The sequence below is a fragment of the Roseiconus nitratireducens genome, from assembly GCF_008629675.1.
GTDB lineage: Bacteria > Planctomycetota > Planctomycetia > Pirellulales > Pirellulaceae > Stieleria > Stieleria nitratireducens.
This window is the reverse complement of record NZ_VWOX01000018.1, coordinates 116194-128918: the sequence shown is the minus strand read 5'-3', so window position 1 is coordinate 128918 and position 12725 is coordinate 116194. Positions and strand designations below refer to the sequence as shown.

11 protein-coding genes are annotated in these 12725 nt (G+C 61.2%); 4 read left to right on the top strand and 7 right to left on the bottom strand.

Annotation, left to right across the window (positions count from 1 at the left end; translation table 11 throughout):
* Positions 1-48: 48 nt before the first annotated feature.
* From FYK55_RS24015 to FYK55_RS24005, 3 genes are all read right to left on the bottom strand, one after another.
* Positions 49-1335: an outer membrane protein assembly factor BamB family protein gene (locus FYK55_RS24015; protein ID WP_150079163.1), complete on the bottom strand. Its 1287-nt coding sequence runs from the start codon at positions 1333-1335 to the stop codon at positions 49-51.
* A gap of 92 nt (positions 1336-1427) precedes the next feature.
* Entirely contained in the window at positions 1428-2120 is a 693-nt protein-coding gene (locus FYK55_RS24010) for a hypothetical protein (protein WP_150079162.1), read from the bottom strand.
* Complete coding sequence (locus tag FYK55_RS24005; RefSeq protein WP_161604718.1) at positions 2117-2797, bottom strand: hypothetical protein; 681 nt, start codon at positions 2795-2797, stop codon at positions 2117-2119. Before FYK55_RS24005 ends, FYK55_RS24010 begins: the two co-directional genes overlap by 4 nt.
* Positions 2798-3142: 345 nt before the next feature.
* On the opposite strand from FYK55_RS24005, the gene FYK55_RS24000 reads away from it, so the two are divergent.
* From FYK55_RS24000 to FYK55_RS23990, 3 genes are all read left to right on the top strand, one after another.
* The gene (locus FYK55_RS24000) at positions 3143-4480 is read left to right on the top strand and encodes an amidohydrolase (RefSeq protein WP_150079174.1); all 1338 of its coding nucleotides are present in this window, start codon (positions 3143-3145) and stop codon (positions 4478-4480) included.
* Between the two features lie 159 nt (positions 4481-4639).
* The gene (locus FYK55_RS23995; protein WP_150079160.1) at positions 4640-6370 is read left to right on the top strand and encodes an amidohydrolase; all 1731 of its coding nucleotides are present in this window, start codon (positions 4640-4642) and stop codon (positions 6368-6370) included.
* Between the two features lie 51 nt (positions 6371-6421).
* Complete coding sequence (locus tag FYK55_RS23990; protein ID WP_150079159.1) at positions 6422-6796, top strand: DUF1805 domain-containing protein; 375 nt, start codon at positions 6422-6424, stop codon at positions 6794-6796.
* A 168-nt stretch (positions 6797-6964) separates the two neighbouring features.
* Here the strand turns inward: FYK55_RS23990 and FYK55_RS23985 are convergent, their stop codons facing one another.
* Both FYK55_RS23985 and FYK55_RS29260 read right to left on the bottom strand, forming a co-directional pair.
* On the bottom strand, positions 6965-7558 hold the full coding sequence (locus FYK55_RS23985) for a hypothetical protein (RefSeq protein ID WP_150079158.1): 594 nt from the start codon (positions 7556-7558) through the stop codon (positions 6965-6967).
* A 346-nt stretch (positions 7559-7904) separates the two neighbouring features.
* Positions 7905-8159 (bottom strand): DUF2513 domain-containing protein, encoded by a 255-nt coding sequence (locus FYK55_RS29260; RefSeq protein WP_161604717.1) that lies wholly within the window; start codon positions 8157-8159, stop codon positions 7905-7907.
* Positions 8160-8683: 524 nt separating this feature from the next.
* On the opposite strand from FYK55_RS29260, the gene FYK55_RS23975 reads away from it, so the two are divergent.
* Complete coding sequence (locus FYK55_RS23975; RefSeq protein ID WP_150079156.1) at positions 8684-9757, top strand: peptidase M42; 1074 nt, start codon at positions 8684-8686, stop codon at positions 9755-9757.
* Positions 9758-9796: 39 nt separating this feature from the next.
* On the opposite strand, the gene FYK55_RS23970 is transcribed toward FYK55_RS23975, so the two are convergent.
* Both FYK55_RS23970 and FYK55_RS23965 read right to left on the bottom strand, forming a co-directional pair.
* Entirely contained in the window at positions 9797-11341 is a 1545-nt protein-coding gene (locus tag FYK55_RS23970; protein WP_161604716.1) for a tetratricopeptide repeat protein, read from the bottom strand.
* Positions 11331-12563, bottom strand: a complete 1233-nt coding sequence (locus FYK55_RS23965; RefSeq protein ID WP_161604715.1) for a multiheme c-type cytochrome — start codon at positions 12561-12563, stop codon at positions 11331-11333. Before FYK55_RS23965 ends, FYK55_RS23970 begins: the two co-directional genes overlap by 11 nt.
* Between the last annotated feature and the right edge of the window lie 162 nt (positions 12564-12725).

Below are 12725 nucleotides of genomic sequence, written 5' to 3'. Positions count from 1 at the left end.
GGAGGGAGGGTGAATTAAAACGGCACGACCGAAACCGGCGCGGGTTGCTCAATCGCCGGGGCGGGCGATGCAGAACAGATGTTCCTGGCCGCGAATCACCAGGACATTTCCGACCGGTGCGGGAGTGGCATCGACGGTTTCACCGACCGAGTTTTCGGCAACGATTTCGAGCGTGTCAGCGTCCTTGATGACGACCGTCGTCCCGCTCCTGCCGGTCAGATACACGTGACCGCCGGCAGCCACCGGGGAGGCGTAGGTGTTGCGGATCCCGGGCAAGCGTTCCGTCAAATAGTGCGGTTTGCCGGTGGCGGCGTCCACGCAACTCAACAAGCCGGACTTGCCTTTGTGAAAGTAAATCCGCCCCGATGACAACAGCGGTGAGGCAATGTCCGGCGTGTCTGCTCCGATCGTCCAGACCACGGCATCGGTTCCCGCCAAATCCCCGCTAGCGCCGGGACGGAACGCACCCAAAAAAGCGCCACGGTACCCGCTGCCGACAAACACCAGCCCGTCGGCAGCAACGGCCGATGCGACAGGGCGCTCCGTCTGGCCCCCGCAACGCCACAATTCTTGGCCCGTCTGCAGGTCATAACTTCTGGCGGCATTTTGACCATTCATGATCACCTGCTTGCGTCCGTCGTGCTCGATCACCAAGGGCGTGGCCCAGCACGTCGGTTCATCGCGCTGGACTTTCCAGACGGTTTCGCCGGTCGATCGGTCCAACGCGTAGAGCGCCGATTGTCCTTCGTGATCCCACGGTACCAAGACAAGTTCGCCCTCAATCGTTGGCGAGCTTCCTTCGCCAAATCCGTTTCGGGTGATCATCTTTCCGAAATCCTCCCGCTTCCACACTGGCTTTCCGTCGACGGTGTAGCAGTACAGACCGCGCGATCCGAAATGCGCCAGCACGTATTCGCCGTCGGTGCACGGGGACGCGGAAGCGAATCCGTTGGTGGCGTGTGTTTCCTGGTGAGGCGTTGCGGTCGTCGCAACTTGTTTCCACAGTGGTTGTCCATCCTCCAGCCGATAGCAATGCACCTGGAACTGCAAGCTGGTTTGCGCATTTGCCCGCGCGCTGGGTTGCTCTGGAACGGCGGTGACAACAAACACGCGGTCATCCCAAACGACCGGGGAGCCCGAGCCCAATCCCGGAATTGGGACTTTCCACTTCACGTTCTCGGTCGGCCCCCAGTGCACCGGCGGGTTGGCATCCGGGGCCACGCTGTTACCCGTCGGCCCTCGCCAATGGCCCCAGGGTTCCGCCGCAGCCAGACCGGGAAGACAGGAAAGAAACACGATACTGACAATGCACGTGGACCAAATTCGAATCGACATCTCTGGTTTCACTAAGTGGAAAACGGGGCGGCTGAACCGTCTGAAGCCGGAACAAGTCTATCCGATCCGGTCCAACCCTTCGCCCGTGAATCTCAATCGCGGGGTGCCGACTCACCCGACGGTGTGCCGTCCGGAGTGATCCACAAGACCAGTCCCCGTCCTGGGCCGTCGGGGGCTCGGACGGTGTTCCCGGAGTTGGGAAATGAAAAACGCCGATGAAACAGGATCAGGGGCTGATCGGGCTGCTGCTGACGATTGGCGGAAAACTTGCTCCCGCCGACGCTGCCGCTGGCATCGTCCCACTCGTCTGGTTCACGAGTTTCCAGATGCACTTTCCCGTCCAGCAACACTTCCACACGCACCTCGTCCCCATCCGGTGCCGTTCGCAATTCCAGTTCGTGTTCGCCCGGGGCGATCGGTTTGCTCACCTTGGGTTGCGGCAGATCTCCGGCGATTTCGCGCGTCGCCAAATGGATCTCGTAGTTCCCGTCCGGTGGAAGATAGATCCGCCAGCGAAAGTCATCGTTCCAAAGCTGGTGATGTCTGACAACGGCGTACATCGAGGGATCGCTGACCACCAACTCTCGGGCCAACTCCCGCAACGAAGGCAGCTCGCTCTCCATTCGCTGGGTCTCCGACCAGAGTTGATAGAACGACAACCAACACGCGATCGCAGCGACCAACAGCAGAATCGTCAGCAAATGAAAGCTTGGCCGGACACGCCGTCGCTGGACATCGGGCGGGGACGGAAAGCTTTCAGAATCGGTTTCTTCGCCATGACTCATGATCCGCCCGCCTTGGCAAGCGCGTCGGGGGTTCCCAAGACCACTTTGATCTCGCGGCTGGTGTACCGTTTCAAGCGGTCTCGCACCGAATCATCAAGGTCCTCCAACAAGCGATCGGGAACGGAGATCCGCAACAGCGTGACGGTTTCGTCCAACGGCAGCTCGATTTGCTCGCCCACTTCGGTGACCTGGATATCCAGATCTTCCCAGTGAGACCGAACAAACTTGCCAAGCTCCGCGTTCCCGACGCCCGATGTGGATGATCCGCTACCGTGCTTGAAAAACACGCGCATGCCGAGATCCTCGAAACGAAGTCGGACGCGCAACAGGACTTCCCCCTGCGATCCGCCTGCCGTTGAACTGCTGGCTCCGGAAAAGAATTGGACACGCGTCATCAGATTGGTATCGGCCGGGCGATAAAAACGCCATGCGAAATCGAAGGGGTCTTCGGTTTTCAACCGCCGGATGATGAACCGATCTGGATCCGTGATGTCCAGAGTTCCCATCGCCGCGGACAGTTGCCGGTACTCCGCGGCAATCGGAGCCTGCCGGCGATGGTCCACCACGGTCGCCACCAGTCCGGCGACGGCGATCAGGATCAGTAGAGGATTCAAAGCTCGCTGCATAAAAACCTTGGCTTGCCCTTCCCCGCGATGCTTCGCATCGATCCTGGGCATGCCGCGCCGCCTGAGTTGTAAGTGTTCAAACACTGTCGCGCTGACGCGAAATCCCGGTCAACGGTGAACCGATACCGCAGTCCGTCACCAAGCGGTCCGGCGCCAAACCGTGGCGGTGCCGCAATTTCCAAGCTTCGGCGGCCCCGCGAACCGGGCACCAGCCCTGTCTCGAAAGAACTCCAGTCGATTGCACGTGGTATTGTACGGCATGTCCGATCCCCCCACCTGGCCGCTGAGTTGAATTGGCGTGCCGACATTCCTAGGCTTTGTCGGATCGAGGCTGGATCGATGACTGATCCACCGCTCCGCGTCACAGCCCCCCGTCCTGTTTACCCCACGGATGCAATGATGAAGCGATTGCTTGCGGCGTTGTCGGTTTTGGCCGCTCTTCAGTTGCCCCTGTCGGCTCGGGAGCCATCCGAAGAAGCTCTCAAACAATTCATCGAGCAGGAGTACGAAACGTACCTGGCAGACCTGTTTGACCACTTCCACCGCAACCCGGAACTGTCCTTGGTCGAATTTCAAACGGCCGCGCGGATGGCTCGAGAACTTCGATCGGTCGGATTCGACGTGACCGAGGGCGTCGGCGGAACGGGGATTGTCGCATTGTTGCCCAACGGCGACGGTCCGACCGTGATGATGCGTGCCGACATGGATGGATTGCCGGTCGAGGAGAAATCGGGACTCGACAACGCTTCCAAAGCGACTCAAGTCGACCCGATCACCGGCAATACCGTGCCGGTCATGCACGCCTGTGGTCATGACGTTCACATCACCAGCCTGGTGGGAACGGCACGCTACATGTCGACGCACCGGGATCGGTGGAGCGGGACGCTGATGTTGATCGTGCAACCGGCGGAGGAGCGCATCATGGGTGCCCGCGCCATGCGCCGAGACCGATTGTGGGAACGTTTCGGAACACCCGACTTCGCCTTGGCCTTCCACGTCGCCGCCCGAGATCCGTCGGGAAAGATCAATGTCACCGAGGGCAGCCCCTACGCGGGATCCGATACCGTCGACATTGTCGTGCACGGCATCGGGGCACACGGTGCCAGCCCCCACCGCGGGAAAGATCCGATCGTGCTGGCCAGCCAAATCGTGTTGGCGTTGCAAACGCTGGTTTCGCGCGAACTGCCGCCGCGTGATCCCGGCGTCGTGACGGTCGGATCCTTCCACGCCGGAACCAAGCACAACATCATTTCCGACCGCGCGCACCTGCAGCTGACGGTGCGGAGCACCAGTCCGGAAACGCGAAAAACACTGTTGGACGGAATCGAGCGGATCGCCGTCAATCTGGGGCGGGCCGCGGGCTTGCCCGAAGACAAGCTTCCCGAGGTCACTGTGTCGGAGGAGAGTGTGCCGCCGACGTTGAACACCGCCGACCTGGCACGGCGACTCCGCGACGCCTGGGTCGATGCGATTGGTAAAGAGGCCGTGATTGATGAACCGTCCAAGGGAATGGGTGCCGAAGACTTTCCGGTGTTCACGGTCAACCCCGACATCCCGGCCGTTTATTGGTCCGTCGGCGGAACGCCCGAAGAAGCCTTCGCAGCGGAACAGGAGGGCGGCCCGGCCGTTCCCAGTCACCATTCACCGTTGTTCAAGATTGAGCCAAAGCCGGCCGTCACGCGCGGCGTGCACTCGACCGTGGTCGCCCTGATGGAACTGATGGGCAAAGCTTAATTGGACCAGAGCTTCGCTAGACAGCGCCACTTTGCGTGAGCCGCGTGGCGCTCGCCGCGGGTATGCTCGCCTCAACCGGCGGCCAACGCCTGCCCGCTGATTGCACTGCAAATCACGGTGTTTTGATAGAAAGTGTCGCATGTCTCGCCGGAGTCTCCCATGAACCAACGATTTTCCGCCGCGATGTTCGCCCTCCTGACGGTGACCGCTGTTTCAGGCGACGCGGCGGATCTGGTGCTCCGCAACGCAAGCATCGTGACCGCCGATTCCGATTTTCGGATCGTTGAGGCGATGGCGGTGGAGCAGGGACGCATTGCGGCGGTGGGATCATCCGAGGAGATCGACCGACTGGTCGATGGCCAGACCGAGGTCGTGGACCTGCAGGGTCAGATGGTCCTTCCGGGGCTGATCGATTCCCACGTCCATCCGTCCGGCGCCAGCCGCTATGAGGCCGATCATGAGATCCCGACCATGGATTCGATTGACGACGTGCTGGATTACGTTCGGGCACGGACGCGCGTGGTCCCCAAGGGCCAGTGGATCACGCTTTCGCAAGTCTTCCTGACTCGGCTTCGCGAACAACGCTTCCCCACGCGAGCGGAATTGGATGCCGCTGCGCCTGACCATCCCGTGTGGTTTCGGACCGGCCCCGACGGCAGTGCCAATTCGCTGGCATTGGCTGAAAACGGCATCGACCGCGAATTCGCGGCGGAGCACCCACGGCACGTGATGACCGATCCGAAAACCGGAGAGCCGACCGGGGTCATCCGTCAGTCCTCGGAAGTTTTCAAGACCCGACCCGCCCCCGATACAAATGGCCCCGGCCAAGCGGAGCTGGACCAACGGCTGCTGGACTTGTTGCAGGACTATCGCCGCTGGGGCATCACCGGTGTGATCGACCGCAACTGCGACGATGCCGCGCGAGCGCAGTACGGCAGGCTGTTGCAGGCCGATCAACTTCCAATCCGCGTCCGACTCTCGCGGTCCTTAAACGCTTCCGGCAGCGAGCAACAAATCCGGGAGCAGTTGGACGCGATCTCGGCCGACCCGCTGTTCCAGAATCCTCAACCGCGGCTGGGTGTGATCGGCGTCAAAGTGTTCGAAGACGGGGGCATGCTGACGGGCAGCGCTTATTTCTCGGAGCCCTGGGGCACCAGTCGGATCTACGGCATCGTGGATCCCCGGTATCGCGGCATGCAGTTCATTGACGAACAACGACTGGAAAACCTGGTTCGACCGACCGTTCAACGCGGACTGGCATTTACGGCGCACTGCCAGGGGGACGCCGCCGTCGAAGCCTTGGTCCGCGTCTACCGGCGCGTCAACGAAGACATGCCCATTGCCCCCACCCATTCGACGATCACCCACAGCAGTTTCATGAGCCGCGAAGCGATCGATGGTGCTGCAGCGTTGGGCATCGGTGTCGACCTGCAACCGGCATGGCTGTACCTAGATGCTCGCACGCTGGTCGCGCAGTTCGGTCAGCGGCGGCTAGAATACTTCATCCCACTGCAGTCGCTTTTCCAGGCCGGCGTCATCGCCGGTGGCGGTAGCGACCACATGCAAAAGATTGGATCCATGCGTAGCGTCAATCCGTACAATCCCTTTCTTGGGATGTGGGTGGCGGTCACGCGAAAGGCGCGTTGGCACGATTCGGCGATCCATCGCGAGCAAGCATTGGACCGTCAACAAATGATCCGCTTTTACACGATCAATAACGCCTGGCTGATGCGAGCCGAAGAAGAACTCGGATCGCTGGAAGTCGGCAAACGAGCCGACTTTGTGGTCATCGACCGCGACTTGCTCCGCTGCGACGACGACGCCATCGCGCAGACCCAGGTCCGATCGACTTGGATGGACGGTCGCAAGGTGTTTGACACAGCCGATTGATTCCCGCGACCGGCGACGGCCGCATTCTCTTTCCGATCAAGAATCTTTTTCATGACTTCTGCCGACACGTTCGGGCTGCCCGCAGCCCGGCAACAAACGTTAGAAACTCCCTTCGGTCCGGTCGTAGGCTCCAGCTACGCATGGCGGGGCGGACAGTACTGTGCGATTCACACCTCCAACGGGGTGGTCGGATGCGGCATCTATGACCTGGCCGTCGCCGATGAATTTGACATGGCGTTTGCCATCGCCAAAGGCACCCCGGACCATCCGCTGCGTGAACCCGAAGACCTGTACGAAGCCCGCATCGTGGGCGTCAGTTCCGCCGCGGGCAAGTTGGGCATTGAGCCCGGCATGCGAGGCATCGAAGCGGTGCAAAAGATGATGACCAAAACTTCGGGCACCGCGTCGGACGTCGATGACGTCTGACCGTTGGTTGATCAGTTGGCCGGAGTATTGCAATGTCGCCATTCGCTCCGCGAACGCAGCGGGAATCAAGGCAGCTTTCACGGAGTGAAAGCCGACCGTCGAAGATCAACACGCTGCGCAAGAAGCGGGACCGTCGCAGTCGCCGTGGAACGATGATCCATCAACCATTCAATCCGGCGATTCTGATTCGATCTGCAACTCCGGAACCGATTCCACTTCCGATGTCGATGTCCGGTCGGTCGCTTCTTCCCCCGATGCATTGGACTCCGCTGCTGAGTCATCGGCAGGTTTCATCGCCACGCCGTCGCCGAGCACCGATTCCGACGCGGACGCGGACGCGTCTTCGCGCACGATCTCGACTCCCTCACGCGGCGTTTCCTTGGCTTTGTCATACACATACTTGGCGTGCCGATAAAAAAGCAGTTGGTCACCGTCTTTCTGATAGGCGGTGTAAAGCTTGTGCGGCTTCACCAGCACGCCGCTGGTGAAGTAGTACACTTCGACGGTCTGATTCCCGTCGGTGAAGGTGTGAACCGGCTCTTTTCCCAAAAGATCACTCACATCTTCGTTGGTCAGCGTTTCAGCCGACGTGGCGTCCGCCTCGGCGATCAGATTATAAGCGGCGTCAACGCTGGGCCGTGCCACCAGGTAGTCGTAGCCGAGTGCGATCAGCACCACACCGAGCAATCCAAACAGAAAAAGTCTTCGCGCTTTGCCGTTTGAGACCGGCGTGTCATACGCACGTCCATACGGATCAGACATTGCAAGGGGACCTCGAGGGCGAACAAAAGTTCAGGCGGGAATTGGCAGCGCCCGTATGATAACGCCCCACCGGGGGGTTGCAGCAATTTCGTTCTCAGCGATGACGCGAAAGGACGGGAATGCCGATCCGGTCGAGTTTGCGGACGGCCGCTCAGAATACCGGCAAACCGTGCCGCCAACGGTCCATCGAGAAGCGGCACCGGACGACCAGCCGCTGGACAGACATTAGAGCCGCCCTGGGGCCGACATCTGGACCTTATTTAGACACCCCAAACCGCCGAAATGGCATCCGTCATGATGCCGGACGTCGAACCGTGACTGGGGCCGACCACGTGACGACGCCCCATCAGGCCGACGTCGAACCCTGCCCGCGGATCTTGTCCAGGTAATCACACCCCTTCCAGGTCAGGACCAAAGGTCCGCGGTCGCTGAGTGTTTCCTGGCCGAGTTCGATGAAACCGCCATCGGCCAGTAAGTACAAGTGCGTCACGACCGCGTCTCGTTCGTATCCCTCGATCGGGATCGATCCTCTGTACAAGCGGCTGCCACGTTCTTCGACAAACAACAGCAGCTTGCGAATCAAGACGAAATCTCGCCTCATACCTGGGTCATCTCCGAGCCGATGGTTGGAAACTGGGCAACTGAGCGGAGCGAAGCCAGGGCGCGACTCAATGGCCGCGCGTCGCCGGGGCGGCGTTGGATGCCCGGCTGCACCGTGTCGGTTGTCAGAACGTGTTTTCTGAATATGCATCGGTTCCGGCTACAGAATCACCACCGACAAGCCCGCGAAATCGGGACAAACTTTCCGGTCGCGTATCGGCAAATTGGGTTCTTGACGATCATGCCGGTTGGACGCGCGACGTGGCTGTCGCCCGTTCCTCGCCGACGCGCGTTTGGGACAGGACGCGAGCAGGCTTCTAAGGTAGCCACACTCGCCAGAGCGAGGACGATGCAGCCCTGCCACTGCCCGCGCCCGTGGCCAGAGGGCCGACGCCTTGGACCGAAATTGCCGGCGCGGGATTTCCCGGTCTTCGTGCGCGTTCGCCCACACGATACGCTACGCGTTGGCCGAACAACGCAGGCGTGTTTTCTGCCGGCCGTCTCCCCTGTCGGTTGAGCCCCGTGATGAGTCCCAACCCGGAAGAAGAAATCGACGAATGTCTGCACCTGTTGCGGGCCTTGGTACGAGAACCGTCGGTGGTCGGCGTGGAAGACGCTTTCTTTCGCGTGATCCGTCGCGAACTGGAAGAATGCGACGTGAAGGTACAACGGTACCACGGCCTGTTGGTGGCACAGGGAAGCCAGCCCGACAGTCTGTACCTGTCTGCCCACGTCGATCGACACGGTTTGCTCTGCACCGGCCCCAACGAATTTCAGTACGCAGCTTTCATCGCGGGCAACCGTGGCGAACTGACCGGCGATTCCGTTTCCGAACAGTTCATGGAAATTGTGGCGGGACGATTCGAAGGTCAACGCGTCCAGGCCCACACCCCGTTCGCCGGATCGTACCTGGGCCAGGGCATGATCACGCGGTCGTACGTGTGCCCGCGCCGCCGCAACCTGATTTTTGAACTGGATGGGCTCGAGTTCTTGCAGCCCGGAACCCCCGTTTCCTTCTTGGATCGTCTGCGGGTCGACGGCGGTCTGCTATCGGCTCAACTGGACAACGTCGTCTCGGTTGCCGTGTTGATCGAAATGATCCGAACGGGATTCCAAGGGACCGCGTTGTTCACCGCCGGCGAGGAGGCCGGCCGCAGTTGGCGATTCGTCGTGGAATGGTTCTTGTTGCAAAACATCAGCACCGATCGGTTGATTGTCCTGGACACCAGCCCCTTTCCGACGCTGGATGAAGTCTCCAAACAACAAGTCGTGCTGCGCAACCGAGATTCGATGGCCACGTTTGACGGCCCAACCACCGACCGTCTGGTTTCGCTTTGCAACGAGTTGGGGATCCGCTATCGGTTCAAGGATCGCTACGTCGAGCTTTTGAACCGGGAACGTGAGAAGCCGCTGTCGATCGGCCGAACCGAGCTCGGACGCGTGATCAGTGCCACCGACGGATCGGTGCGTGGGACGACGCTGCAACTGCCGACGTCGTCCTACCACACCGCAACCGAAACGGCGGAGATCGCCAGCATCTCCTCCCTGCTGCAATTGCTGCGACGTCTGGCGGACTGGGGTGTTTCCCATCCCGCTTGAGTCGCCGCCGCGAGCGCATCGCCATCGGCAATCGACTGCCTACTTCGCCGCCTGGGATCCGCGTCGAGTTTCCGACGGCAACGCGTTTGGCTGGCTGCGGAGAGTCTCGACGTCCAGCCCGCACAGCACGAACGACGAATCGGCATCGAAGTCACCGCGGTCGCGATGTGCCAAACGCTGTCGATTGATTTCGCTCAGACGCTCCTTCAACCAGGACGCGGGCTTGCCTGCCGCGGCGTGGGCGGAGCGAATCGCCTGCCACAGCAATGATTCATCGGGACGGCGCAGTTCGCCCAACAGTCCGATCAGCTCGTCCAGCTGTTCCCGGTCTCGTTGTGGCCCCTCGGCGAACAGGCTCCCGATTTCCTGAGTCCGGCGAATCCGGCGCGAACGCTCCGCGGCGCGGCGGGCGACCTCGCGTTGATCCAACGCTTCCAAACTTTGGCTCAGCCCCTCGTAAGCCGCCGCGTCGGTCGGATCACGCAACACCACTTCGCAGAAACATCGCGTCGCGGAGTCGTGATTGCCTCGCCAAGCCAGGTAGGTTGCCCAGGCAAACCAGGTGTCGGCGTTGGTGGCGGCATCGTCGGCATCGTTGTCGATCCAGCCAGCCAGCCGCTGCATGTCGCCGGTGAACGCCAGAAGACGTCCTCGCAACGCCTCCACCTGTCGCGGCGCCGCGATGCGATTGATCGGAGGTCCATCAAGCGTCGCCAGAGCGGCCTGCCAGTTCTGCCGGGATGCCTGCGCGCGAGCCACACCCAACCGGCCGATCGGATCGGCCCGTTCGGTATCGACACTGCCAGCGATCGGCAGGGCCAGCCGCAAAAGCGGCATGAGCATGGATTCTTCGATGTTCCCTTCGCGACACATGGTCCGTAGGTGGACGGCGGCTTCGTACGATCGTCCTTGCCGCAACAGCAGCGATGCGAGTTCCTGATGCACCATCGCCGCCTGGGGAACTTCTTCCAAGACGGTCCGATAACGACTTTCCGCCTCGCTCCATTCGCCCTGCCGGACCAACCATTGCGCGGACTGGCCCAACGCCGGCAACCGGGCGCTGGGATCCAGGAGCACCACCCGATCGAGCAAACGCACCGCTTCGGGATAGCGTTGACGCTGTCCGAGCACACGGGCCATCAAGAACTTCAGCCCGGGATCGTCCGGAGCCAAGCGGGTCGCGCGACGGGCGATCTGGTAGGCCGTCTCCACTTCGCCGGCCGATAACGCCCGGGCTATCTGCGCCTTCAAGTGCTGCGCATCTTCGATCGGCTTCAACACGGCCCTGTCCTCCGGCGTCCCTTCAGGATTGAACAACTCTGTTTTAGCGGGCAACAAAACTGCGCCGTCTGCCCCGCCATCGACGGACCGGTTCCGCCTTCCGGCTTTTACATCAACGGTCCGAACCGTCGGCTTCTCCATGGCTTCCGTCTTCACCATCGTCGCCAACGGATCGATCGGAGCCGCGGATTCGTTTGAATCGCAGCCGACCAACACTGCCGCCAACAGTGCTGGAAAGCGACCGAAGCGGCGGAAGGTCCGCTGCCTGCTTCGTGCGATTCTTCGTATCGATTCAGGGTTCATCTCGGATCCGAATCCAATGGTCGTGAAAAACCAGTCCCTGCTCCACGGTGATCGGCGGCAGATGGCAGTCGATACATCCTTGTTCGGGCGACACCGGACAGGCGACATGTCCTGACGTGTCGGGCAAGTGGCACCGGCGACAATCCTGCGCGTAGTCCTCGCTCGACTTCTGGCTAGAATCCATGTGGGGATTGTGGCACGTCGTGCACGTCATTCGTCCATCGGACTTCAAGTAACATTCGCTGCGGAGCATCCCGATCGGTTGCAACCGTAACATCTCGCTGGAGTAGTCCCGCAGGTCGCGTTCGTTGACGTGACGGGGCAAGCGGTGGCAACTGCCGCAAAGTTGCAGTTCCGATTCCTGGTCCCAGTCGGATCGACCGACCGAATAGGGAGGAGGCGTTTGGGACAGCCGAGCCAGTCGGACGTGTTCGCTGCCCGGCCCGTGACAACGTTCACAATTCACGCCGGCCACCAGACCTTCGATCCGTTGCCCCACGATCTGGCCGGCGGTCGTGTGGCAGTGAATACACTCCTGCATCTTGTTGCCCCGCACGAGTTCCCCGAACAACTGCTGCTCCGACGTCGGATCGTTGGCGTCTTGCGCCGTGTTCCCGTACGCCGCGTTCTCGTGCCCCGCGTTCTGGTACCCCGCCTTGTCGCGTCGGGGGGAGATGTGGCCGGGGGTCAGCCCAAAGCTTTCGTGAGAACCGAACCAGGACACGTGATGTTCCAAGGCGACGGTTTCTCCATCGGGATCCCCTTCCATACCAGGATCCTTGACCAGTGCCAGCAACGTGATCGCATTGCGACCGGAACCCAGGGCATAGGGCAGCTTTTGGACGCCTTCGATGTTGCCGGAGACAAGCGCCCGCTGGTCTTTCACCTTCGCGGCCACCAGTCCGTCCGATTCCAACCGGTAAGCATAAAGTCCGAAGGGGGCTCCCGCGTCGACCGTTTTTCCCGCGAATTCGTTGGACGGTTGCCAATCCCGGGTACGCGCAAACGTTTGGGCGTGGCCGGACTGGCAGTGCAAGTCGAAGTTGCCCCGATGGCATTCCGCACAAACCTGCTTGCCGACCAGCGTCGGCGAAGACGCCGCTTCGACGGCATCTGAAATCATCACGCCGCGGCCGCGAGGTTCATTTTGAGAGCGCAGCGCGCACAGAAGCATCACCAAGACGGCAGCCATCAAAGTCGCGACGGTTAGCCTGGCGCCCATGTCGTTCGATTGGCCCGTCCGTTGGAGTTGGGATACCGGGACGCGTTCGGAGTCGGCCCGCATCGGGATGGATGCGGCCCGGCGGTTGTCCCGAATAAAAGTTGAACGTTCGCGACAGCGCCACTTTTCGTCGGCTGCGTGCTGCTATCCGCGGTTTTTCTC

Coding starts and splice junctions, on each gene's coding strand:
- FYK55_RS24015 (WP_150079163.1), bottom strand. CDS start 1,335: ATGTCGATTCGAATTTGGTCCACGTGCATTGTCAGTATCGTGTTTCTT.
- FYK55_RS24010 (WP_150079162.1), bottom strand. CDS start 2,120: ATGAGTCATGGCGAAGAAACCGATTCTGAAAGCTTTCCGTCCCCGCCC.
- FYK55_RS24005 (WP_161604718.1), bottom strand. CDS start 2,797: ATGCCCAGGATCGATGCGAAGCATCGCGGGGAAGGGCAAGCCAAGGTT.
- FYK55_RS24000 (WP_150079174.1), top strand. CDS start 3,143: ATGATGAAGCGATTGCTTGCGGCGTTGTCGGTTTTGGCCGCTCTTCAG.
- FYK55_RS23995 (WP_150079160.1), top strand. CDS start 4,640: ATGAACCAACGATTTTCCGCCGCGATGTTCGCCCTCCTGACGGTGACC.
- FYK55_RS23990 (WP_150079159.1), top strand. CDS start 6,422: ATGACTTCTGCCGACACGTTCGGGCTGCCCGCAGCCCGGCAACAAACG.
- FYK55_RS23985 (WP_150079158.1), bottom strand. CDS start 7,558: ATGTCTGATCCGTATGGACGTGCGTATGACACGCCGGTCTCAAACGGC.
- FYK55_RS29260 (WP_161604717.1), bottom strand. CDS start 8,159: ATGAGGCGAGATTTCGTCTTGATTCGCAAGCTGCTGTTGTTTGTCGAA.
- FYK55_RS23975 (WP_150079156.1), top strand. CDS start 8,684: ATGAGTCCCAACCCGGAAGAAGAAATCGACGAATGTCTGCACCTGTTG.
- FYK55_RS23970 (WP_161604716.1), bottom strand. CDS start 11,341: ATGAACCCTGAATCGATACGAAGAATCGCACGAAGCAGGCAGCGGACC.
- FYK55_RS23965 (WP_161604715.1), bottom strand. CDS start 12,563: ATGGGCGCCAGGCTAACCGTCGCGACTTTGATGGCTGCCGTCTTGGTG.